We start from the raw sequence: 21,837 nt of genomic DNA, 5'->3' as shown, positions 1-21,837 counted from the left end.
AGCTGGGCGGCGAACCCGACACTCTCCTGATGACCCCTGATACGCCTGCGGCTGAGCCGGAGACAGCTTCGGCCGACGATCTCCGGAAACTGATCTCCTCGGTTCGATACGCCTTGTGGGACCTCGACGGTCCGATCTGCGAGCTGTTCGCGGGGCATTCCGCGGCCGAAATAGCCAGGCAATTGGTCGGCTCGCTCGGGCAGGACGAGCAGTTAAAGCTGCTGCCCATGGAGGAACGTTTAACCAAGGACCCGCACGGCATGCTGGTCTCCATCAGCCGACGGCATCCGGACTCCGACCGGATAGTGAAACTGGAGGAGTGGCTGACCCGGCAGGAACTGAAAGCCGTCGGCTCCGCCGTTGAGACCCCCCACGCCGAGGGTGTCATCCAGGCGTGGGCGGGTCAGGGCGTCCGGTTGGCCGTCAGCACCAACAACTCGGCCCGGGCGGCCACCGCTTACCTTGCCGCCAAGGGACTCGACGGCTTCTTCTCGCACGTGTACGGGCGTACGCGCGACCTTCACCTGATGAAGCCGCACCCCCACTCCCTGACGCTGGCACTCCGGGCGATGAGTGCCGACCCGTCGGAGGCGTTGATGCTCGGTGACGCGACAACGGACTACGGCGCGGCACAGGCCGCCGATGTCCCTTTTCTGGGATACGCGCACGACCTCCCCAAGGTCCGGGCATTCCTGGAGGCGGGGGTGGAACCGTCGCGGATCGTGCGTTCCCTGGAGGAGGTCTGGGACGTGCTCAAGTGAGCTGAGCATGAGCCAGCAGCAGGCAGAGCAGCAGAAGTACCACCCATCCCCTGGGGACCCCCTTACCGTCCGCCTCTTTGGGAGGCGGCTCCTTCTTCGGCGCCTTGGGCGAGGCGATCAGGAGAACGGAGACCAGGCCAAGGAGCGCTGCACCGAGGGCTCCGTACGGTGTTCGGAGCTGTTGCTCGACAACGAGCCGGACTATGAACCACACAAAATTCCGGGCGATCATTCAGGACCCCCGTCCAATTCAGCGAAGTGAGCCAATTGGACCAAACTGGCTCACCGTTGGTATCCCCGGACAGCTTGATCCCGTAACCACCAGCACAATCAATCTGTCAACCTGACCGAAATTGGTTTTCCCCACCGTCCTTGCGCGGTACGGTCGTTGTGTGAGTGACGACGGACACAACGACGTCGGCGGAGTGGTCGGAAGTGTCCTGGGAGAACTGCGCCGCCGCATAGTCGCCCAGGAGTACCCCGAGGGCAGCAGGCTGCCACCGCAGCGAACGCTCGCCACCGCGTTCGGTGTCTCCAGGGGCACCGTGCAGCTCGCTCTTCGTGAACTCAGCGCGGAAGGCTGGATCGAGTCCCTCCAGGGCAGCGGTTCGCGTGTCGTCTTCAAGGCGCCCCAGGCCACGTCCGCAGCCGACGACGCCGCGCGGATACGGAAGGCGGGCATGGGCTGGTTCGTCGAACGGGCCTTCACCAGGGAAGAGGTGCGGCTCGACGTCTACTGTCTGACGTCCGAATCGCTCGACGCCCATCTCCGCGTCCAGGCGGAACGCATTCTGACCGGTTCGGCCACCGTGCCGCAGAAGATCAGACTGCGGATGCTGCTTCCGGCCAGGGACATGGCTCTGCCTGTCCCTCGCATCATCGATGCGCCGGACGACAAAAGCGTGGTGAAGCGCCTGTTGGCGATCTCCGACCGCTGTCTGTCGTCCCTGGAGGACACACTCCAGAATCTGCGAGCCAATGGCCCGGTCCCGGAGGTCGACTTCGAGGTCAGGCGAGTGCCGGTGGCGCCGATGTTCAAGTTGTACCTGCTCAACGAGAGAGAGACCTTCCAGACCATGTACAAGTTGGCCCAGCGGCGCATCCCGTTGGGTGGGACGAAGGAGGTGGACGCGATCGACATCCTCAGTGTCGGCGCTACCGGCACCTACGTCGACAAGGGCGACGGAGCGGATGACGCACAGGCTGCCTGGGTGCAGGACCAGCAGGACTGGTTCGACTCGCTCTGGGAGCATCTCGCCACGTGACGCATGACTTCAGTGGCCTCTGTGGCTGAAATCCCCTCACGAGGCTCGCTTCGGCACTAGGCTCCAGGTCGCCTCCGAGTCGAGCGGCCTGCGGAAGCACCCCCTGCTCTTTAGGTGTCTCCCAGGAGTGAAGTGTCCAACGCAGTCGATGTCGGCGATGAGTTCGTCGGGCTGGCCCAGAAGATCGGCGAGGGCAGCGGCGGTCACCATAATCACAACTACGTGCTGCCCCTTACCGAAGCCATGGCCCGACGCATCGGAAAGAAGCCTGGCACGCTTGTGCTGGTCCGCGTTCCGCGGCCGGATGCCGTCCCGGTGGTCATCAGAACCTGGCCCGAGGCGGAGCTGCTGCGCTCGCTCGAAGGCAGCAAGCTGCCCCACGTACCAAAGTGCCTGGCCAGCACGGCGACGGCGACTGTGCTCAGCTACGCGGAGGGCGTTCCGCTGTCCCGTGAGTGCACGGACGAGAAGTCCGTGGACCCGTCGCATATTTCGGACATGGTCCAACTCCTTGCTCAGACAGCTACAGTGCGCTCGGAAGCACTGCCCGAACTGCCCGGGTGGTTGCCTCGTGAAGACGAGGACAGCCAGGGCTATCTGCGATCCCTGATGCGGTCGGCCGACAAGCAGATCCGCCAGCCCAACTGGTCGGTGTACGGAGGCCTGTTCACCGGGTTGGGTGTCGGGGAGGACGTGCTGGACCAATCGGCCTCGAACGTGCCGGTCATGGCCCCCCGTCCCTACGGCCTGCTCCACGGAGACCTCCACCGCGACAATGTTGTCCTCACGGCCCACGGCGATCCCCGCATGATCGCCGTCGACTGGGAGCTGGCAACGTACGGCGACCCTCTGCACGACCTCGCTACCCACCTGATCCGTATGCGCTACCCGGAGAGCCAGCGGGAAAGCGTGATCGCAGCATGGGGCGAAGCCATGGAGTCGACCGTGCCGGCCGCGACCAAGGGCATGGACAAAGACCTGCCGCACTACCTCGCCTTCGAACGGGCCCAGTCGGTCTTCCCTGATGTCATAAGAGCCGCGCGGTCGCTGCGGCAGGGTCCGCAGCGGGAACACACGCCGGACGAACTCCTGCATGACGCGGAGTCGGCCGTGCGACACGCACTCCAAGCCGCCGCGGAGCCTCTTGGCCTGCGAGATCTTCCCAGCGCGGCCAAGGTGCGCGGCATCCTGTACCGATGGCAGGCATCAGGCTCGGAAGGCGCGGCCGGCCCAGGAGACGATGTCCGCGACCACACCAATCCCGCCGAAGTCGGCCTCGCTCGCTGAAGACACTCCGCTCAGTCTCCTCGGACGCGCGCGTGCAGATGCATGTCGTGACGGCCGTCGTCATGCACGGCCGCGCTGCGCTTGGTGCCTTCCAACAGGTAGCCGGATTTGGTGGCGACCCTGCACGAGGCGTGGTTCCGGGTGGAGTGGTCCAACTCCAGCCGGTGGAAGCCGATTTCGTCGAAGGCCCAGGTGCTGAGCGTCGTAAGGCCGAGTGAGGCGACACCGGCACCGCGGGCGGCCGGGAGGACCCAGTAGGCGACGACTGCTGTGCCGTCGTCGAAGTCCAGGTCGCGCAGTGCGATCCGGCCGAGCACCTCGTCCCCGCGGCGGGTGATCGCCCAGTGGCCGCCCTTCTCGCGTTTCCAGTCCTGGCGGTACACGTCGAACCATTCCCGGACCTGGGTCTCCGATGACGGCCGGCGCGTGTGCCAGCGGCGGATCTCATCGTCCTGGTAGGCGGACAGGAACGCCGGTGCGTCCCGTTCCTCCCAAGGGCGCAGCAAAAGGCCCCCGGCGACAGGAAGTACGGGTTGGGGGGAGTCTCCCAGCGAGCCGGAGGCGACGACGGGTGGTGTCGACAGAGCGCGGGTCACGACTCACCCCAACCTCTTCGTCAACGTGTACTCCGTAACCCCCGGCGGATAGTCCGGGATCACGCACACCACCTCGTAGCCCCGCTTCTTGTAGAAGTCCGGTGCCTGGAAGTCCCACGTCTCCAGGCGGGCCGCCACACAGGCGCGCTCCTCGCGGGCGATGCGCTCCGCCTCGGCGAGCACCCGGGAGCCCAGTCCTGACCCCCGGTGCCGGCCGTCCACCCACAGATACGTCACGTGGAGCCAGTCCGCCCACGTATGGCAGACCGCTCCGCCCGCCAGGTCGCCCGCGTCGTCCAACGCCCAGACCTGAAGCGGAACTTCACGTTCGCGAGGGGTTCCGCGCAGGGCGCGCAGGACCGGGGACGCGGCCGTGTTGGTTTCGAGCAGCCGGGCGCGGAGCAGATCGCGTCGCTCTCTGTCGACTTCCGTCTCAATACGAAACATGCGGCTCACCATAAACGGGCCGGACAGTCAGTTCTGCAAATTAGCTTCCGCTGCTGCGCCCCGGCCGTACCCTGTGAACAGCACCGGTGGGGGCCGGTGCTGATCAGGGGGCGAGACAAGTCGGGTACGACGCCCGATGTGGGGGTAGCAGTTCCTGCACGGCGGCGGCCGTGCGGCTTCGGCCGCTCCCGGGCGTCGTACCCGCAATCATCGCTTCGTCTCCCGACGATGAGGTATCCCCTGCTCCACCAGGAGCCTGGGGAAGGGGGTTTCGTGGTTCGCATCCGAGTCCTGGTCGTCGACGACCATCGCATCTTCGCCGAGTCGCTCGCCGCGGCACTGGCGGCCGAGCCCGATGTCGACGTGTCCGCGGCCGGCAGTGGTCCCGCCGCGCTGCGCAGCATGGAGCGCGCGAACGCCGAGGGCCGCAGATTCGACGTCCTGCTCGTGGACGCCGACCTGGGCGGCAATGTGCAGGGCATCCGGCCGGCCGTACCTGTACAGGCGGGCAGCGAGGACGGGGTGGTGGACGGGATCTCCCTGGTCGCCGGGGTCCGTTCCGCCCAGCCGAGCGTACGGATGGTCGTACTGGCGGAGAAGGACGATCCGCGCCGGGCCGCGCTGGCCCTGCAGGCCGGGGCCTCCGGCTGGGTCGCCAAGGACTGCTCGCTGTCCAGGCTTTTAACCGTCATTCGAGGTGTCCTGCGCGACGAGACGCATCTGCCGCCGGCTCTGCTGACCGGGGTCCTGCGTGAGTTGACGGCCGCGCGCAAGCACCGCACCGAGAGTGAGCGGCTGGTGGAGTCGCTGACCCCGCGGGAGCGCGAGGTGCTGCGCTGCATGGTGGCCGGGCTGGGGCGGAAAGCCGTTGCCGAGCGGCTGTTCCTTTCCCCGCACACAGTCCGGACGCATATGCAAAACGTGCTCGGCAAGTTGGGGGTCCATTCGACCCTCGCGGCGGTGGCTCTGGCGAGGCGTGCCGGGGTCGGGCCCGCCGACCTAGCCGGGGATGTTGTCGAACGGGGCGGTCAACTGGCGTAGCAGTCCGGCCAGTTCGCCCCGCTGGGCGCGGGAGAGTTCCGCGAGGATCGCGCGCTCCTGCGCCAGCAGTCCGGCCAGGGCCTGGTCCGCGCGGTCCTGGCCCTCCTCGGTGAGCCGGACCAGCACGCCCCGGCGGTCGCTGGGGTCGGGGAGCCGTTCGACCAGGCCCTTCTTCGCCAGGCGGTCGATGCGGTTCGTCATCGTGCCGGACGTGACCAGGGTCTGGGTCAGCAGCTGGCCGGGGGAGAGCTGATAGGGGCTGCCCGCGCGCCTGAGCGCCGTCAGGACGTCGAACTCCCAGGGTTCCAGGCTGTGCTCGGCGAACGCCAGCCGGCGGGCCCGGTCCAGGTGCCGGGCCAGTCTGCTCACCCGGCTGAGTACCTCAAGTGGCTCCACGTCGAGGTCCGGGCGCTCCCGGCGCCACGCTGCGACAAGCCGATCGACCTCGTCCTCCATGACGATCAGTGTAGTGGTTCTGTCGACATGAAGTCTCTTGATATCAACTAACTTCCCTCAAAGTGTCTTGACATCGAGATAATTCGGGGAGGAGGGTGGGTGCCATGACGACGACTTGGGACCCCGCCCAGTACCTGCGGCACGCCGGCCACCGCGCCCGCCCGTTCACCGACCTCCTCGCCCGCGTCACCGACGTCCCCGGCGCCCCGCCCCGCATCGCCGACCTCGGCTGCGGCCCCGGCAACGTGACCACCGTCCTCGCCGACCGCTGGCCCACCGCGCACATCACCGGCTACGACAACTCGCCCGAGATGCTCGCGAAGACCGAGGAGTACGCCGGCCCCACCCCCGGTGGCGGCCGGCTGGACTTCGCCCACGCGGACGCCACGACCTGGACACCTGCCGAGCCGTACGACCTGATCGTGTCGAACGCGACGCTGCAGTGGGTGCCGGGACACCTGGACCGCTTCGGCGACTGGGTGGCCGCGCTCGCGCCCTCCGGCACCTTCGCCTTCCAGGTGCCGGACAACATCGACGCGCCCCTGCACGCCCTGATGCGCGAACTCGCCGCCACCGCCCGCTGGAAGAGCCGGCTCGGCGAGGTCCTGCGGCACGAGGACTCGGTCCACGCACCCGGCGTCTACCTCGACCGCCTGGCCCGCCTCGGCTGCTCGGCGGACGTCTGGCAGACGACGTACCAGCACATCCTGCCCGGCCCCGACCCCGTCCTCGACTGGGTCAAGGGCACCGGCCTGCGCCCCGCCCTCTCCGCCCTCGCCGACGACCCGGAGGCGCGGGACGCGTTCGTCACCGAGTACCGCGACCTGCTCCGCGAGGCATATCCGACGGCGGAGTACGGGACGGTGCTGCCGTTCCGGCGGCTGTTCGCGGTGGCCCGCAAGGGGGCGTGAGCGCGGTGATCGTGGCCGTGGATCATGTGCAGCTGGCAGCCCCTGCGGGGTCGGAGGACGCGCTGCGGAGCTACTACGTCGACACCCTCGGGATGACGGAGATCCCCAAGCCGCCGGTGCTGGCGGCGCGGGGCGGATGCTGGTTCGGGGCGGGGGCGGTCCAGCTGCATCTGGGCGTCGAAGCGGACTTCCGCCCGGCGAAGAAGGCCCACCCCGGGCTCCGGGTGGCGAACATCGAGGCGTATGCGGCCCGGTTGGAGGCTCACGGGACGCGGGTCACCTGGGACGAGGACCTACCGGGGTACCGACGCTTCTACGCGGAGGATCCGGTGGGGAACCGACTGGAGTTCCTGGAACCGGAAGGCTGAACGGCGTTTGTCCGCCGAGATCGCGGCTACCCGTGTGGTGACCGAGTTCCGATCCGACCGGGAGTGATGAACCGTGGCAAAGGACGAGAAGGCCAAGGCCAAGAAGGAACAGGTCAAGGGCAAGACCAAGGAGACCGTGGGCCGCGCCGTCGGCAACGAGACCATGAAGGCGAAGGGGCAGGCCGAGAAGTCCAAGGGCGATGCGCGGCAGGCCAAGGAGAAGGCGAAGGACGCCTTCAAGCGCTGAGGCGACGGCAAGAAAGCGGTGGGCCCCTGCTCTTCGGCAGGGGCCCTTCTGTGTGCTCGGATCAGCTCTTGCGGTGGCCTATCAGGCGCGGCTTCGCCTCCAGCCCGTCCAGCCCGTGCCAGGCCAGGTTCACCAGATGGGCCGCCACCTCCGCCTTCTTCGGGCGGCGCACGTCCAGCCACCACTGGCCGGTCAGGGCGACCATGCCGACCAGGGCCTGGGCGTAGAGGGGGGCGAGTTTGGCGTCGAAGCCGCGGCTCTTGAACTCCCGGCCCAGGATGTCCTCGACCTGGGTCGCGATGTCCGAGATGAGGGAGGCGAAGGAGCCTGTGGACTGAGGGATGGGGGAGTCGCGGACCAGGATGCGGAAGCCGTCCGTGTACTCCTCGATGTAGTCGAGGAGGGCGAAGGCCGCCTGTTCGCAGAGTTCGCGGGGGTGGCCGGCCGTCAGGGAGCTGGTCACCATGTCCAGCAGGCGGCGCATCTCACGGTCCACCACCACCGCGTACAGGCCCTCCTTGCCGCCGAAGTGCTCGTAGACCACCGGCTTGGAGACCCCGGCCTTCGCCGCGATCTCCTCCACCGACGTGGCCTCGAAACCTTTCGCCGCGAAGAGCGTGCGACCGACTTCCAGCAGCTGGGCCCGGCGTTCGGCTCCCGTCATCCGGGTGCGGCGCGCGCGCCGGGGCTTCTCGTTGCCTGGGGTGCTGCTGGGATCGGTCGCCACGGCGTCAATCATGCCGCCTCCGCCGACTCCTTCCGGGGCCGAGAGCTGTCCGGACCGGAGATACGGCGCGAATCGATACGCGAGCGTGACGGCCAGCGCACGTCATAGGCCCAGCCGAGCTGCTCGCACCAGCGGATGATCCGTGCCGAGGAGTCCAGCTGGCCGCGCATCACACCGTGCCGCGCGGACGTCGGGTCGGCGTGGTGCAGGTTGTGCCAGGACTCGCCGCAGGACAGGATCGCCAGCCACCACACGTTGCCGGAGCGGTCACGGGACTTGAAGGGGCGCTTGCCGACCGCGTGGCAGATCGAGTTGATCGACCACGTGACGTGGTGCAGCAGCGCCACCCGGACGAGCGAACCCCAGAAGAAGCCGGTGAACGCGCCCCACCAGGACATCGTCGCGAGACCGCCGATCAGCGCGGGCAGCGCGAGCGACAGCATCGTCCAGAAGATGAACTGGCGGGAGATCGCCCGGATCGTGCGGTCCTTGATCAGGTCGGGCGCGTACTTGTCCTGCGGGGTGCGCTCCTCGTCGAACATCCACGCGATATGCGCCCACCACAGGCCCTTGATCAGCGCCGGCACGGTCTCGCCGTAGCGCCACGGCGAATGCGGGTCGCCCTCCGCGTCGGAGAACTTGTGGTGCTTGCGGTGGTCGGCCACCCAGCGCACCAGCGGGCCCTCGACCGCCATCGACCCGGCGATCGCGATGGCGATCCGCAGCGGGCGCTTCGCCTTGAAGGAGCCGTGGGTGAAGTACCGGTGGTAGCCGATCGTCACGCCGTGGCAGCCCAGGTAGTAGAAGAACACCAGCAGGCCGAGGTCCAGCCAGCTCACCCCGCCCCAGCCCCAGGCCAGCGGCACCGCCGCGACCAGCGCCAGGAACGGGACGGTGATGAAGAGGAGCAGGGTCAGCTGTTCCAGCGACCCCTTTTTCTCGCCGCCCAGGGTGGCGGCGGGCAGCGGAGTGCCGTCGTCGTTCGCCCGCGGGGCGTCGTCGATCACATCGGAGCTCGTGGTCATGGGCGTCCCCTGTGGGGTTCGGAGGTGGAGGCGGAGCGTCGGACGGCGGGAGCCGAGTATGAGTTCACCATGGACTTCCCTACGGTTCCGTAACCTACGGCGACGTAAGTATGGCAGCGCGTCGACCGGTGGACGAAGCCCGTGAGACCGCGCGTCAGAGTGGACACCTATCCTTGGTGTCGGTCGGACAGCGCGGTCCGCTCTCTTTTCTTCCCGGATGTCCGTTCCCTATGCGACAGCCGCCGCGGGACCGCCGTCCGGGTTCCCTCCAGACGAGCTTCAAACACTGCAAGGAGCCGCACCTGTGAGCAGTGCCGACGACCAGGCCACCACGACCAACAACGAGCTGCGCGCCGACATCCGGCGCCTCGGCGACCTGCTGGGCGAGACCCTCGTCCGCCAGGAGGGCCCCGAACTGCTCGAACTGGTCGAGAAGGTCCGCCGCCTCACCAGGGAGGACGGCGAGGCCGCCGCCGAGCTGCTGCGCGGCACCGAGCTGGAGACCGCCGCCAAGCTGGTGCGCGCCTTCTCCACCTACTTCCACCTGGCCAACGTCACCGAGCAGGTGCACCGCGGCCGTGAGCTGCGCGCCCGCCGGGCCGCCGAGGGCGGCCTCCTCGCCCGCACGGCCGACCGCCTCAAGGACGCCGACCCCGACCACCTGCGCGAGACGGTCAAGAACCTCAACGTCCGCCCGGTCTTCACCGCGCACCCCACCGAGGCCGCGCGCCGGTCGGTCCTCAACAAGCTCCGGCGCATCGCCACGCTCCTGGAGACCCCGGTCATCGCCTCCGACCGGCGCCGCTACGACACCCGGCTGGCCGAGAACATCGACCTGGTGTGGCAGACCGACGAGCTCAGGGTCGTACGGCCGGAGCCCGCCGACGAGGCCCGCAACGCCATCTACTACCTCGACGAACTGCACGCGGGCGCCGTCGGTGACGTCCTCGAAGACCTCACCGCCGAACTGGAGCGCGTCGGCGTCAAGCTGCCCGACGACACCCGCCCGCTCACCTTCGGCACCTGGATCGGCGGCGACCGCGACGGCAACCCGAACGTCACCCCCCAGGTCACCTGGGACGTCCTGATCCTCCAGCACGAGCACGGCATCAACGACGCCCTGGAGACGATCGACGAGCTGCGCGGCTTCCTCTCCAACTCCATCCGCTACACGGGCGCGACGGACGAGCTGCTGGAGTCCCTCCAGTCCGACCTGGAGCTGCTGCCCGAGATCAGCCCCCGCTACAAGCGCCTCAACGCCGAGGAGCCGTACCGGCTCAAGGCCACCTGCATCCGGCAGAAGCTGGAGAACACCAAGAGCCGCCTGGCCAAGGACACCCCGCACCAGCCCGGCCGCGACTACCTCGGCACCGCCGAGCTGCTGCACGACCTCACCCTGATCCAGACCTCCCTGCGCGCCCACCGCGGCGGCCTCTTCGCCGACGGCCGCATGGACCGTACGATCCGCACGCTCGGCGCGTTCGGCCTCCAGCTCGCCACCATGGACGTACGCGAGCACGCCGACGCCCACCACCACGCGCTGGGCCAGCTCTTCGACCGGCTCGGCGAGGAGTCCTGGCGCTACTCCGACATGCCCCGCGAGTACCGCACCAAGCTGCTCGCGAAGGAGCTGCGGTCGAGGCGGCCGCTGGCTCCGACGCCCGCGCCCGTCGACGCGGCCGGCGAGAAGACCCTCGGGGTGTTCGAGACCGTCAAGAAGGCGCTCGCCGTCTTCGGGCCCGAGGTCATCGAGTCGTACATCATCTCGATGTGCCAGGGCGCCGACGACGTGTTCGCCGCCGCCGTCCTCGCCCGCGAGGCCGGGCTGATCGACCTGCACGCCGGCTGGGCGAAGGTCGGCATCGTGCCGCTCCTGGAGACCACGGACGAGCTCAAGGCCGCCGACACCATCCTTGAGGACATGCTCTCCGACCCGTCCTACCGGCGGCTCGTGGCGCTGCGCGGGGACGTCCAGGAGGTCATGCTCGGTTACTCGGACTCGTCGAAGTTCGGTGGCATCACGACGAGTCAGTGGGAGATCCACCGGGCGCAGCGGCGCCTGCGTGACGTGGCGCACCGCTACGGCGTGCGGCTCCGGCTCTTCCACGGTCGCGGCGGAACCGTCGGCCGCGGTGGCGGCCCCTCGCACGACGCGATCCTCGCCCAGCCCTGGGGCACCCTGGAGGGCGAGATCAAGGTGACCGAGCAGGGCGAGGTCATCTCCGACAAGTACCTGGTGCCTTCACTGGCCCGGGAGAACCTGGAACTGACGGTCGCCGCCACCCTCCAGGCTTCGGCGCTGCACACCTCGCCCCGCCAGTCCGACGAGGCGCTGGCCCGCTGGGACGCGGCCATGGACGTGGTCAGCGACGCGGCCCACGCCGCCTACCGCAGGCTGGTCGAGGACCCGGACCTGCCGACGTACTTCCTCGCCTCCACGCCGGTGGACCAGCTCGCCGATCTGCACCTGGGCTCGCGGCCCTCCCGCCGCCCCGGCTCGGGCGTCTCGCTCGACGGACTGCGCGCGATCCCGTGGGTGTTCGGCTGGACCCAGTCCCGGCAGATCGTGCCCGGCTGGTACGGCGTGGGGTCGGGGCTGAAGGCGCTGCGCGAGGCGGGTCTCGACACCGTGCTCGACGAGATGCACGAGCAGTGGCACTTCTTCCGTAACTTCATCTCCAACGTCGAGATGACCCTCGCGAAGACGGACCTGCGGATCGCCCAGCACTACGTCGACACCCTCGTCCCGGACGAGCTGAAGCATGTCTTCGACACCATCAGGGCCGAGCACGACCTGACCGTCGCCGAGGTGCTCCGCGTCACCGGTGAGGCCGAACTCCTCGACGCCACCCCGGTGTTGAAGCAGACCTTCACCATCCGGGACGCCTACCTCGACCCGATCTCCTACCTCCAGGTCACCCTCCTCAAGCGCCAGCGCGACGAGGCGGCCGCGGGTGCGGAACCCGACCCGCTGCTGAGCCGCGCCCTGCTCCTCACCGTCAACGGTGTGGCGGCGGGCCTGCGCAACACCGGCTGAGGAACAGCGAGACGGGTGCCCCCGAGCCGCCGTGGCGGCGCGGGGGCACCCGTCTTTCCGGCGGTCAGAGTGCTACGAACGCCGCCGTCAGCAACGCGATCCCCGACCCGGCCAGTACCCACGCGGCCCGGGTCAGGCGCAGGCCGCCGGCGACCACCACCGAGGCGAGCAGGAGGGCGCCGCCGAGGGGGACCCAGGCGTAGAGGATGCCGGCCGGCCCGGAGCGCATGACCTCGTCGGTGCCGGGCTTCACGACCACCGCGTACGTCCGGCCCTTCTGCACCGCGACCGTGTGCTCGATGACGACCTTGGCGCGGGCCTTCGACCCGGTCGAGACCGGTGTGTACGGGCCGGTGCAGGTGTCGTCGCCGCACGCGGCGACCTGGATCGTCCCGGTCTCGCGGCCCTTGGTCAGCATCACGTTGTGGGCGGTGGGCCAGGAGCCCCAGACACCGGCGATCAGGATCAGCAGGGCGACCGTGCCCATCGCCGCGAGCCGTCCGAAGTTCATGGCGGGGATCATTGGCCATACCCGCACACGCGGTCAACTCCGGTGACCGGCAAGTCGGTCACGTCAGGAGTTGTACGCGCTCTGTGCCCGCTCCAGGCCCTCGCTCACCAGACACTCCACCGAGTCGGTGGCGCGGTCCACGAGGAAGTCGAGCTCCTTGCGCTCCGCGGACGAGAAGTCCTTCAGCACGAAGTCCGCCACCTGCATCCGGCCCGGCGGACGCCCGATCCCGAACCGCACCCGGTGGTAGTCCGGGCCCATCGCCTTCGTCATCGACTTCAGCCCGTTGTGGCCGTTGTCGCCGCCGCCGAGCTTGAGGCGGAGGGTGCCGTAGTCGATGTCCAGCTCGTCGTGGACCGCGACGATGTTCGCGACGGGCACCTTGTAGAAGTCGCGCAGCGCGTTGACCGGGCCGCCCGACAGGTTCATGTACGACATCGGCTTCACCAGCACGACCCGGCGGCTCGCCGGACCCGGTGCGCCGATGCGGCCCTCCAGAACCTGCGCCTGTGCCTTCCCGGCCCGCTTGAACTTGCCGCCGATCCGCTCCGCGAGCAGGTCGGCCACCATGAAGCCCACGTTGTGGCGGTTGTTCGCGTACTCGGGGCCGGGGTTGCCGAGTCCCACGATCAGCCAGGGGGCGTTGGCGTCGGTCGTCACGTCCATGTCTCCATTGATACGCGCCAGCCGCTGCTCCCGGGGGGAACAGCGGCTGACAGCAGTGGTGAAGGTGAGGATCAGGCCTCGGTGGTCTCGGCCTCGCCCTCGGCGGGCGCCTCTTCCGCCTGGGCGGCCAGCACCTGGAGGACGACCGCGTCCTCGTCGATCGCCAGCGTGGTGCCCTTGGGGAGCGGGATGTCCTTGGCGGCGATGGAGGCACCGGCCTCCAGGCCCGCGATGGACACGGTGACCGACTCGGGGATGTGCGTGGCCTCGGCCTCGACGGTGATCGTGCTGAGCACGTGCTCCAGCAGGAAGGAGCCCGGGGCCAGCTCGCCCTCGGTGTGGACGTAGACCTCGACGGTGACCTTCTCGCCGCTCTTCACGGTGAGCAGGTCGACGTGCTCAAGGAAACCCTTGATGGCGTCGCGCTGGACGGCCTTCGGGATGGCGAGCTGGGTCTTGCCCTCGATGTCCAGGGTCAGCAGGACGTTCGGGGTACGCAGGGCGAGCTGCAGCTCGTGGCCCGGCAGCGTGACGTGCAGCGGGTCCACACCGTGGCCGTAGACCACGGCGGGAACCTTCTTGTCGCGGCGGATACGGCGGGCGGCACCCTTGCCGAACTCGGTGCGGGTCTCGGCGGTGAGCTTGACGTCGGCCATGGTCACTCCTCGTAGAAACAGTCGGGGAAGGTGGTCACCCGGCCGAACATCGGCCTGCTACGAAGAGCGCGTCGATAACGGACCGCCGTACCTGGATATCGGTACGGCCTCCCTCGCCGAGCAACTTGGGCAGCTTACTCGGCGGGAAGGCCGTAAAGAAATCGATCTTCTATGAACGCCGGTTCACGAGCGCCCCGAAGGGGCGCGGGGAACTGCGCGACCAGCCACGACGGAGCCGCGGACGATCGATGGCGTTTTGCCGCTTTTCCAGCGGAGCGCTCAGTGTTCGTCGAACAGGCTCGTCACAGATCCGTCCTCGAAGACCTCGCGGACCGCGCTCGCGATGGTCGGGGCGATCGACAGGACCGTGATCTTGTCGAGGTCGGCGCCGAGTTCACCGGGAGTGGGGAGCGTGTCGGTGAGGACGAACTCGCTGACGCGGGAGTTCTTCAGGCGGTCGGCCGCGGGGCCGGAGAGCACACCGTGCGTGGCCGTCACGATGACGTCCTCCGCGCCGTGCGCGAACAGGGCGTCGGCGGCGGCGCAGATCGTGCCGCCGGTGTCGATCATGTCGTCGACCAGGACGCAGACGCGGCCCTTGACCTCGCCGACGACCTCGTGGACGGTCACCTGGTTCGCCACGTCCTTGTCGCGCCGCTTGTGCACGATCGCCAGGGGCGCGCCGAGGCGGTCGCACCAGCGGTCGGCGACGCGTACGCGGCCGGCGTCGGGGGAGACGACGGTCAGCTTGCTGCGGTCGACCTTGTTGCCCACGTAGTCCGCGAGGAGCGGGAGGGCGAAGAGATGATCCACGGGGCCGTCGAAGAAGCCCTGGATCTGGTCGGTGTGCAGGTCGACGGTGAGGATGCGGTGGGCGCCCGCCGTCTTCATCAGGTCCGCGACCAGGCGGGCCGAGATCGGCTCGCGGCCGCGGTGCTTCTTGTCCTGCCGGGCATAGCCGTAGAACGGCACGATCACCGTGATGGAGCGGGCCGACGCGCGCTTCAGGGCGTCGATCATGATCAGCTGCTCCATGACCCACTGGTTGATCGGGGCCGTGTGGCTCTGGATCACGAAACAGTCCGCGCCACGCACCGACTCCTCGAAGCGGACGTAGATCTCGCCGTTCGCGAAGTCGAAGGCCTTGGTCGGGACGACCCCGACACCCAGCTGGTGGGCGACCTCCTTGGCAAGCTCGGGGTGGGCGCGGCCGGAGAAGAACATCATCTTCTTCTCGCCGGTCGTCTTGATCCCGGTCACAGCACTGTCTCCTCAGAGGTCATTCAACTGGGTGTGCGTTTATCACGGTACGCCGTCCTGAACGCACCCGTTTCCGGTCAGTCTTCGTTCGCGTCCTGGCGGGAAGCGGTTTCCGCGGCCTTCGCCGCCGCGCTTCCCGGACGCTTGCGGGCCACCCAGCCCTCGATATTCCGCTGCTGGCCACGGGCCACGGCCAGCGAACCGGGCGGTACGTCCTTCGTGATCACGGAGCCGGCGGCGGTGTACGCGCCGTCCCCGACCGTGACAGGTGCCACAAACATATTGTCCGACCCTGTACGGCAGTGCGACCCGACGGTGGTGTGATGTTTCGCCTGTCCGTCGTAGTTGACGAACACGCTGGCGGCCCCGATGTTGCTGTACTCGCCGATCGTCGCGTCCCCGACGTAGGAGAGATGCGGGATCTTCGTCCCCTCCCCGATCGTCGCGTTCTTCGTCTCGACGTATGTCCCGATCTTGCCCTTCGTGCCCAGGCGCGTGCCGGGACGGAGATAGGCGTACGGCCCGACGGAGGCCTGCGGGCCGATGTGCGAGCTGACGGCGACGGTGTTGTCCACGCGGGCGCCGGCCTCGACGACGGTGTCCGTCAGGCGGCTGTTGGGGCCGACCTCGGCGCCCTCGCCGATGTGCGTGGTGCCGTGCAGCTGGGTGCCGGGGTGGACGATCGCGTCCTGGTCGAAGGTGACCTCGACGTCGATCCAGGTCGTCGCCGGGTCGATGACGGTGACCCCGCCCAGCATGGCCTCGGTCAGCAGCCGGTCGTTGAGGATGCGGCGCGCCTCGGAGAGCTGCACGCGGTTGTTGATGCCGGCGATCTCGCGGTGGTCGCCCGCGACGGAGGCGCCGACCCGGTGCCCGGCCTCGCGCAGGATGCCGAGCACGTCCGTGAGGTACTCCTCGCCCTGGCTGTTGTCGGTGCGCACCTTGCCGAGGGCGTCGGCGAGCAGCTGGCCGTCGAACGCGAAGACCCCGGAGTTGATCTCGCGGATCGTGCGTTGGGAGTCGGAGGCGTCCTTGTGCTCGACGATCGCGGTCACCGCGCCGGAGGCGCCGTCGCGCACGATCCGCCCGTAGCCGGTCGCGTCCGGCACCTCGGCGGTGAGCACGGTCACGGCGTTGCCGTCGGCCGCGTGGTTCGCGGTGAGCTCGCGCAGGGTCGCTCCGCGGAGGAGGGGGGTGTCGCCGCAGACGACGACGACCGTGCCGTCGACGTTCCCGAGTTCCTCCAGCGCCATCCGTACGGCGTGCCCGGTGCCGTTCTGCTCGGCCTGGACCGCGGTCCGCACTCCGGGGTCCGTCTCGCCGAGGTGGGCGGTCACCTTCTCGCGGGCGTGCCCCACGACGACGACCAGGTTCTCCGGCTCCAACTCGCGGGCGGCGGCCAGCACATGACCGACGAGGGTGCGGCCACAGATCTGGTGCAGGACCTTCGGTGTGGCCGACTTCATACGGGTGCCCTCACCCGCTGCGAGTACGACGACGGCTGCCGGGCGAATGGCGCTCACGGGTATGCCCTTCGGCTTCGGAATGCTGGGGGGTGGACATTCGCAGGATACCGGGGCGTTTCATGGGGGACATGAGAGTGGACCCTGACAGAGCTGTCAGGGTCCTAAGTGGATTGCTGGGAGAGGGGGTTGCTCGGTTGTTGCTCGGTTTTGCTCCCCCGCCAGGACTCGAACCCGGACAAATGGCACCAAAAGCCACGGTGCTGCCAATTACACCACGGGGGATCAAACTCGCCTGAACCGGACATTCGGCCTGGTCGCCGAGTGGGCAACAAACACTATGCCGTACGCAATGGCCTCCGTGCGACGGTACTTGTCCCCGGTGATCGGTTTCGTCATTGTTCGATTACGCGCAGTGGTGTAGGCAACTCGTCGAAACTCGACGGAAAAGGGAGCCCCCGCGCCCGTAGGCTGGAGGCATGACCACGACGGGGGAAGAGCACACCACGGGCCGGGGAGGGCCGTGGTGGTGGACCAGGTGGCGCAGTGCGGTGCTCGACGTGGGGCTCGCCGCGGGCTCCGCGGCGGAGTGCGGGGCGGAGGGGATCCGGTTCGCGCACGACGCGGGGGTCCCGGCCGCCGTGGGTGTCGTGTTCGGTGTGCTGGCCGGGTCGACGCTGGTCGTGCGGCGGAAGTGGCCCATCGCCGTGGTGCTGGTGTCCATCGCCATTACTCCGGCCCAGATGGGCTACCTGATGGGCATCGTCGGCCTCTACACGCTTGCCGCGTCCGAGCTGCCGCGCCGGATCATCGGATCGCTGGCCGGGATGTCCTTCCTCGGCATGCTGATCGTCATGTTCGTGCGGGTGAAGCAGGACACCCAGCGCGGGACCTGGGAACTGGGCGACTGGTTCGTGCCGTTCGCCTCCATCACCACCGCCGTCGGGATGACCGCGCCGCCCGTGCTGCTCGGGATGTACGTGGGCGCCCGGCGACGGTTGATGGAGAGCCTCCGGGAGCGGGCCGACAGCCTGGAGCGGGAGTTGCAGCTTCTCGCGGAGCGGGCCGAGGAGCGGGCCGAGTGGGCGCGCGGTGAGGAGCGGACGCGGATCGCTCGGGAGATGCACGACGTCGTGGCGCACCGGGTGAGTCTGATGGTCGTGCATGCCGCCGCACTGCAGGCGGTTGCACGGAAGGATCCGGAGAAGGCCGTCAAGAACGCGGCCCTTGTGGGGGACATGGGGCGGCAGGCGCTGACCGAGCTGCGGGAGATGCTCGGGGTGCTGCGAAGCGGGGACGGGACGGGGACCGGGGCGGGTGCGCGGGAGCGGGCCGCCGTGCCGTTGGTCGCGGTGGGGGTGGCCGCCGCCGCGGCTGCGGCCTCGCGGGTCGTGGACGACGAGGGCGCGGGCGACGGACCGTGTCTGTCGGACGTGGACGAGCTGCTCGGGCAGTCCGCGGCGGCTGGGATGGCCGTCGATCTGTCGGTGGAGGGGGAGACCCGGTCGTACGCGGCGGAGATCGAGCAGACCGCGTACCGGGTGGTGCAGGAGGCGTTGACGAACGTCCACAAGCACGCGGCGGGTGCCAAGACGCACGTACGGCTCGCGCACCGGGTGTCGGAGATCGCGATGCAGGTCGAGAACGAACCGCCGCCCGAGCCGGCGTCCGCCTCGGCGGCCCGGCTGCCGTCCGGGGGGAACGGTCTGGTCGGCATGCGGGAGCGGGTGCTGGCGTTGGGCGGGGTGTTTGTCTCGGGGCCCACGGATGCCGGTGGGTTTCGGGTTTCGGCGGTTATTCCGGCGGTCTGATGGTGGGGCGTTTGCCTGCGGTGCGTTGTGGGTCGGTGCCGCGCCGGGGGGTGTCCGTCCTCGGAACGGCGCGGAATCGGTCGCTCGAGAACGGGGGCGCGTTGACGCGCCAACCGCTGCGGGCGGACACCCCCCGACACGGCACCTTCTCGCCGTACGCGGCCGGCGGCCGTCCCGGGGTATCCATCGGTTGCCTGCCGTCCGCTCGGGTCAGCCCGCCGTGAGCCGTACCGGCTCCATGCCCGACACGAGGGCGGTCAGGGCCTGGTCGATGTCGGGGCCCAGGTACCAGTCGCCGGTGTGGTCGAGGGCGTAGACGCGGCCCTCGGCGTCGATGGCCAGGAGGGACTGGGTGTCGGGTTCCTCGCCCAGGGGACTGACGTCGGTGTCGAGGGCGCGGCCGAGGTCGCCGAGGGTGCGGGCCATGTGCAGGCCGTGCAGCGGGTCCAGGTGGAGGGCGGCGGGGGCGATCTGGCGGCCGGGGCCGGTGGGTGCGATGCGCAGGCCGCCGAACTCGGCCCAGGCCTCGACCGCCGCCGGGAACACGGCGTGCTGGTGGCCGGCGGGCGAGGTGTGTTCGCGCAGGGTGTCCGCCCAGATCTCGGCCTGCTTTATGTCCCAGCGGCCGGGCTGCCAGCCGGCGGCGCGCAGGGCGGCGTCGACGGGCACGGAGAAGCGCGTGGAGGAGTGGGAGTGGCGGTCGGGGTGCATCTGCCCTTCGATCGTCGGCGGCGTGGGAGGTGGTGCTGGGTGGTGCCTTGTCCTGAGCGGGGGGTGGGTGTCAGCCGGTCTCCGTTGCGGGGTCCACGATGCGGACGCCGAAGTGGGCGCTGAGAGCTGCGCAGGCCCGGCAGGGGGCGGCGAAGCTGCCGTGCAGGGGGTCGCCGTCCTCGCGGATGCGGCGGGCGGTGAGCTTGGCCTGCTTGAGGGTCTTGCGGGCCTCGCCGTTGGTCATCGGCTTGCGCGCGGCGCGCCTGCTGCGCTCGGCGTCGGCGGCGGCGATGTGGCGGGAGATCAGGATCGCCTCGGCGCAGCGGCCGGTGAAACGGTCGCGCTGGGCGCTGGTGAGGGTGTCCAGGAAGTCCTGTACCAGTGGGTGCAGGGCGGGCGGCTGGTCGCCTCGCGCGGCGGTGCCGGTGAGGGTGGTCGCGCCGCGTACGGAGAGGGCGGCGGCGACGGTCGGAAGTATGCCGTCACGGCGGTGGCTGAGGACCGGCGCGTGCCGTCCCTCGGTGGCGCTCCAGCCGACCCTGGGGTCGCCCGAAGGCCCGGTGTGCGCCCCGGTGTGCGGTCCCGTCTGCGTCGCGTTCATGATCGTCATCCCCTCCCGAGCATCCCCCGGCGGGTCTCAGAGTGCCAAATGCCGTGGCGGGTGCGGTAGCTGGGGCGCTGCGACACGCCAGGGCTTCGGCGGGCTGTCACGGCGGGGTGACGGCAGGTCACGGAAGTGAAGGTCCGGTGACGGGCGCCGGTGACCGCTGCCGGTGACCCGTGCCGCCGTACCGCATAGGCTGTCCGCACCGCGATCCACGCGGTCGACGCGTGGAGACAGTCGAACGAAGACGTCAAGAAGACGAGACAGTCGATACGGGGCACAGTGGGGCGAGTTGGACATTTGCCTGCTGTGAATCGTACTGAATGCCGCAGGGGGCAACCGCCATGACGACAGGTCGGCTCGGGCAACAAGCCGCGCCACCGAACGCGGCCTACGCCGGGCAGGTCGTGCACTTCCCGGACCCGGTCCGGGCGGCCCGTCACCCCAGAGGGGTACGGATGGACGAGCGCGGCTACCCCGACTTCTCGCCGTACGCGCGCGCGGCGGCCGAGATCGCCGAGCCCCCGGAGGGCTTCGGGGTCGACGAACTGCGCCTGACCGACTACGTGTCGGCGAACGCGGCACTGGCGGCGGCCGGGCACCAGTTGTGGGACACCGTGCCCGCGGTGGCCACCCCGCACGGCTGGACCTGGCACCACGTGGCCGGCACCCGGCGCCTCGAACTCGTCCCCGTCGAGGTGAAGGCACTGCTGCGGCACCACGGCGGGATCGCCACGGCGGCCGTCGACCACGACAAGCGCGGCACCCGCCCGCTCCAGGAGACCCGCCCCGCGCACTTCGGCCTGCCGAAGTCCGCGCTCGCGGTGACCGAGGCGCAGGTGCAGGGCGTCGAGGAGGACCTCGGCTACCGACTCCCGGGCGCCTACCGGTCGTTCCTCAAGGCGGCCGGCGGGAGCGCGCCCATCGGCACCGCGCTGGACGCCGAGTTGGGCCTTCTGATCGACCAGCCGTTCTTCACGGTGCGGGACGAGGCGGCCGTCAACGACCTCGTCTACGTCAACAAATGCCTCCGCGACCACCTCACGAAGGACTACCTCGCCGTCGGCTTCGTCCAGGGCGGACTCCTCGCGGTGAAGGTGAAGGGCCAGGCGCTCGGTTCGGTGTGGTTCTGCGCCTACGACGACGCCCGCGACGTCGACCCGTCCTGGGCGCCGGCCGACCGGGTGGAGCGGCTGCTGCTGCCCGCCGGGGGCGACTTCGACCAGTTCCTGGGCCGACTCGCGGGAAATCCACCGGAGTTGGAGACGGTGGCCAACCTGATGGTGGACGGCGGGTTCGCACGATCGGTGCCGGTGCCTTCGACGGCCGCGGTGGGGGAGTGAGCGACGCGATGGTGACCTTCGCGCAGGCGCAGGAGCGCGCCGAGGAATGGATCAACGGGGACGTGCCCGCCTACCAGCACCGCGAGGTGCGGGTGCGGGAGTTCGAACTCGGCTTCGTGGCCTGGGCCGAGGACCGCGCCGACGGCCCGCGCTCGGACGGCGGCGGGCAGCGGCTCGTACTCGCCCGCGACAGCGGCGAGGCCACACTGTGGCCCGCGCTGCCGGTGGGCGAGGTCATCCGCCGCTACGAGGAGGAGTACGGCCGCCCCGAGGAGATCGCCGACGCGGTACCGGCCGCTCCCGCGCGGGTGGACCTCAACCAGACGTCGTTCCTGCTGAGTCCGCCGGAGTGGTTGCAGGAGGCGGCGGACAAGATCGGGATTCAGGATCGGCGGGGGGCGGGGACGACTTCCGGTGCGGGGACGGCAACTCCTGCTCCGGGTGCAGGTGTTGGGGGCTCGGCTTCGCCTTCGGCCTCGTCGCCCTCCGGTTCGCCTTCGGGACCGATGGCGGGCTCGCGTTCGGGATCGTTGCCGGAGACTCAGGCCGGGGTGCCGGCCGCTTCTGCCTGGCCGGATGCCGGTGGTCGCCGCATCGGAGGATCTTCCCGGCCGAGATGATCCCCATCCAGTTGGACGGGGAGG

At 69.5% G+C, this 21,837-nt stretch carries 22 protein-coding genes, 1 tRNA gene and 1 pseudogene; 11 read left to right on the top strand and 13 right to left on the bottom strand.

The annotated features are described in order from the left end of the window. Window positions 1-29 precede the first annotated feature (29 nt). The 3 genes from ACWDEW_RS28805 (at window position 30) to ACWDEW_RS28795 (ending at window position 3,313) form a co-directional block, all read left to right on the top strand. The gene (locus ACWDEW_RS28805; protein WP_450516298.1) at window positions 30-761 is read left to right on the top strand and encodes an HAD family hydrolase; all 732 of its coding nucleotides are present in this window, start codon (window positions 30-32) and stop codon (window positions 759-761) included. Window positions 762-1,153: 392 nt separating this feature from the next. Beyond that, complete coding sequence (locus ACWDEW_RS28800) at window positions 1,154-2,026, top strand: winged helix-turn-helix domain-containing protein (RefSeq protein WP_450516296.1); 873 nt, start codon at window positions 1,154-1,156, stop codon at window positions 2,024-2,026. Window positions 2,027-2,158: 132 nt separating this feature from the next. Further along, window positions 2,159-3,313: an aminoglycoside phosphotransferase family protein gene (locus tag ACWDEW_RS28795; RefSeq protein ID WP_450516294.1), complete on the top strand. Its 1,155-nt coding sequence runs from the start codon at window positions 2,159-2,161 to the stop codon at window positions 3,311-3,313. A gap of 11 nt (window positions 3,314-3,324) precedes the next feature. Here the strand turns inward: ACWDEW_RS28795 and ACWDEW_RS28790 are convergent, their stop codons facing one another. Together ACWDEW_RS28790 and ACWDEW_RS28785 are read right to left on the bottom strand one after the other, a co-directional pair. Further along, the gene (locus ACWDEW_RS28790; protein WP_450516292.1) at window positions 3,325-3,909 is read right to left on the bottom strand and encodes a GNAT family N-acetyltransferase; all 585 of its coding nucleotides are present in this window, start codon (window positions 3,907-3,909) and stop codon (window positions 3,325-3,327) included. A 3-nt stretch (window positions 3,910-3,912) separates the two neighbouring features. Beyond that, entirely contained in the window at window positions 3,913-4,368 is a 456-nt protein-coding gene (locus ACWDEW_RS28785; RefSeq protein WP_450516290.1) for a GNAT family N-acetyltransferase, read from the bottom strand. A 261-nt stretch (window positions 4,369-4,629) separates the two neighbouring features. Between ACWDEW_RS28785 and ACWDEW_RS28780 the strand changes: the two genes are divergently transcribed. Continuing rightward, window positions 4,630-5,397, top strand: a complete 768-nt coding sequence (locus tag ACWDEW_RS28780) for a LuxR C-terminal-related transcriptional regulator (RefSeq protein WP_450516288.1) — start codon at window positions 4,630-4,632, stop codon at window positions 5,395-5,397. Here the strand turns inward: ACWDEW_RS28780 and tamR are convergent. Next, window positions 5,356-5,853: a MarR family transcriptional regulator TamR gene (gene tamR / locus ACWDEW_RS28775; protein WP_019066624.1), complete on the bottom strand. Its 498-nt coding sequence runs from the start codon at window positions 5,851-5,853 to the stop codon at window positions 5,356-5,358. The genes ACWDEW_RS28780 and tamR overlap by 42 nt on opposite strands. Window positions 5,854-5,957: 104 nt before the next feature. Here tamR and ACWDEW_RS28770 point away from each other — a divergent pair, with 104 nt between their 5' ends. The 3 genes from ACWDEW_RS28770 to ACWDEW_RS28760 all read left to right on the top strand — a co-directional run bounded on the left by ACWDEW_RS28770 (window position 5,958) and on the right by ACWDEW_RS28760 (window position 7,379). Further along, entirely contained in the window at window positions 5,958-6,764 is an 807-nt protein-coding gene (locus ACWDEW_RS28770) for a trans-aconitate 2-methyltransferase (RefSeq protein ID WP_450516286.1), read from the top strand. A gap of 5 nt (window positions 6,765-6,769) precedes the next feature. After that, window positions 6,770-7,132: a VOC family protein gene (locus ACWDEW_RS28765; RefSeq protein WP_450516484.1), complete on the top strand. Its 363-nt coding sequence runs from the start codon at window positions 6,770-6,772 to the stop codon at window positions 7,130-7,132. 73 nt (window positions 7,133-7,205) lie between these two features. Further along, window positions 7,206-7,379 carry a CsbD family protein gene (locus ACWDEW_RS28760; RefSeq protein WP_362980221.1) on the top strand — a complete coding sequence of 58 codons (174 nt, stop codon included), beginning with the start codon at window positions 7,206-7,208 and terminating at the stop codon, window positions 7,377-7,379. A 61-nt stretch (window positions 7,380-7,440) separates the two neighbouring features. Here ACWDEW_RS28760 and ACWDEW_RS28755 read toward each other — a convergent pair whose 3' ends face one another. Both ACWDEW_RS28755 and ACWDEW_RS28750 read right to left on the bottom strand, forming a co-directional pair. After that, complete coding sequence (locus ACWDEW_RS28755; RefSeq protein WP_381252506.1) at window positions 7,441-8,118, bottom strand: TetR family transcriptional regulator; 678 nt, start codon at window positions 8,116-8,118, stop codon at window positions 7,441-7,443. Beyond that, window positions 8,115-9,131: an acyl-CoA desaturase gene (locus ACWDEW_RS28750; protein ID WP_450516283.1), complete on the bottom strand. Its 1,017-nt coding sequence runs from the start codon at window positions 9,129-9,131 to the stop codon at window positions 8,115-8,117. The genes ACWDEW_RS28755 and ACWDEW_RS28750 overlap by 4 nt, the downstream gene beginning before the upstream one ends. 304 nt (window positions 9,132-9,435) lie before the next feature. On the opposite strand from ACWDEW_RS28750, the gene ppc reads away from it, so the two are divergent. After that, window positions 9,436-12,168, top strand: coding sequence for a phosphoenolpyruvate carboxylase (gene ppc, locus ACWDEW_RS28745; RefSeq protein WP_450516281.1), 2,733 nt, complete (start codon window positions 9,436-9,438; stop codon window positions 12,166-12,168). Between the two features lie 64 nt (window positions 12,169-12,232). Here ppc and ACWDEW_RS28740 read toward each other — a convergent pair whose 3' ends face one another. The 6 genes from ACWDEW_RS28740 to ACWDEW_RS28715 all read right to left on the bottom strand — a co-directional run bounded on the left by ACWDEW_RS28740 (window position 12,233) and on the right by ACWDEW_RS28715 (window position 17,009). Next, window positions 12,233-12,679, bottom strand: coding sequence for a hypothetical protein (locus ACWDEW_RS28740; RefSeq protein ID WP_450516279.1), 447 nt, complete (start codon window positions 12,677-12,679; stop codon window positions 12,233-12,235). Window positions 12,680-12,742: 63 nt separating this feature from the next. After that, a complete protein-coding gene (pth, locus tag ACWDEW_RS28735; protein WP_450516277.1) occupies window positions 12,743-13,345 on the bottom strand; it encodes an aminoacyl-tRNA hydrolase in 603 nt (200 codons plus the stop codon). A 71-nt stretch (window positions 13,346-13,416) separates the two neighbouring features. Next, entirely contained in the window at window positions 13,417-14,001 is a 585-nt protein-coding gene (locus ACWDEW_RS28730) for a 50S ribosomal protein L25/general stress protein Ctc (RefSeq protein WP_450516275.1), read from the bottom strand. A 279-nt stretch (window positions 14,002-14,280) separates the two neighbouring features. Further along, on the bottom strand, window positions 14,281-15,261 hold the full coding sequence (locus tag ACWDEW_RS28725) for a ribose-phosphate diphosphokinase (protein ID WP_381252497.1): 981 nt from the start codon (window positions 15,259-15,261) through the stop codon (window positions 14,281-14,283). 77 nt (window positions 15,262-15,338) lie between these two features. After that, complete coding sequence (gene glmU, locus ACWDEW_RS28720) at window positions 15,339-16,784, bottom strand: bifunctional UDP-N-acetylglucosamine diphosphorylase/glucosamine-1-phosphate N-acetyltransferase GlmU (protein WP_450516273.1); 1,446 nt, start codon at window positions 16,782-16,784, stop codon at window positions 15,339-15,341. A gap of 153 nt (window positions 16,785-16,937) precedes the next feature. Continuing rightward, window positions 16,938-17,009: transfer RNA gene (locus tag ACWDEW_RS28715), tRNA-Gln, on the bottom strand. Between the two features lie 194 nt (window positions 17,010-17,203). Here ACWDEW_RS28715 and ACWDEW_RS28710 point away from each other — a divergent pair. Beyond that, window positions 17,204-18,535 carry a sensor histidine kinase gene (locus tag ACWDEW_RS28710; protein WP_450516271.1) on the top strand — a complete coding sequence of 444 codons (1,332 nt, stop codon included), beginning with the start codon at window positions 17,204-17,206 and terminating at the stop codon, window positions 18,533-18,535. A gap of 210 nt (window positions 18,536-18,745) precedes the next feature. On the opposite strand, the gene ACWDEW_RS28705 is transcribed toward ACWDEW_RS28710, so the two are convergent. Both ACWDEW_RS28705 and ACWDEW_RS28700 read right to left on the bottom strand, forming a co-directional pair. Further along, entirely contained in the window at window positions 18,746-19,246 is a 501-nt protein-coding gene (locus ACWDEW_RS28705) for an SUKH-3 domain-containing protein (RefSeq protein WP_450516269.1), read from the bottom strand. 70 nt (window positions 19,247-19,316) lie between these two features. Then, complete coding sequence (locus tag ACWDEW_RS28700; RefSeq protein ID WP_450516267.1) at window positions 19,317-19,856, bottom strand: YwqJ-related putative deaminase; 540 nt, start codon at window positions 19,854-19,856, stop codon at window positions 19,317-19,319. Between the two features lie 338 nt (window positions 19,857-20,194). Here ACWDEW_RS28700 and ACWDEW_RS28695 point away from each other — a divergent pair, with 338 nt between their 5' ends. Beyond that, a complete protein-coding gene (locus ACWDEW_RS28695) occupies window positions 20,195-21,193 on the top strand; it encodes an SMI1/KNR4 family protein (protein WP_450516266.1) in 999 nt (332 codons plus the stop codon). Between the two features lie 8 nt (window positions 21,194-21,201). Beyond that, window positions 21,202-21,798 (top strand): annotated as a pseudogene (locus tag ACWDEW_RS28690) (SUKH-4 family immunity protein); the annotation flags it as partial. Window positions 21,799-21,837: the final 39 nt, after the last annotated feature.

The sequence above is a fragment of the Streptomyces sp. NPDC001100 genome (assembly GCF_053598575.1).
The sequence above is the reverse complement of the archived record's forward strand: the minus strand, read 5'-3'. Positions and strand labels throughout refer to the sequence as shown.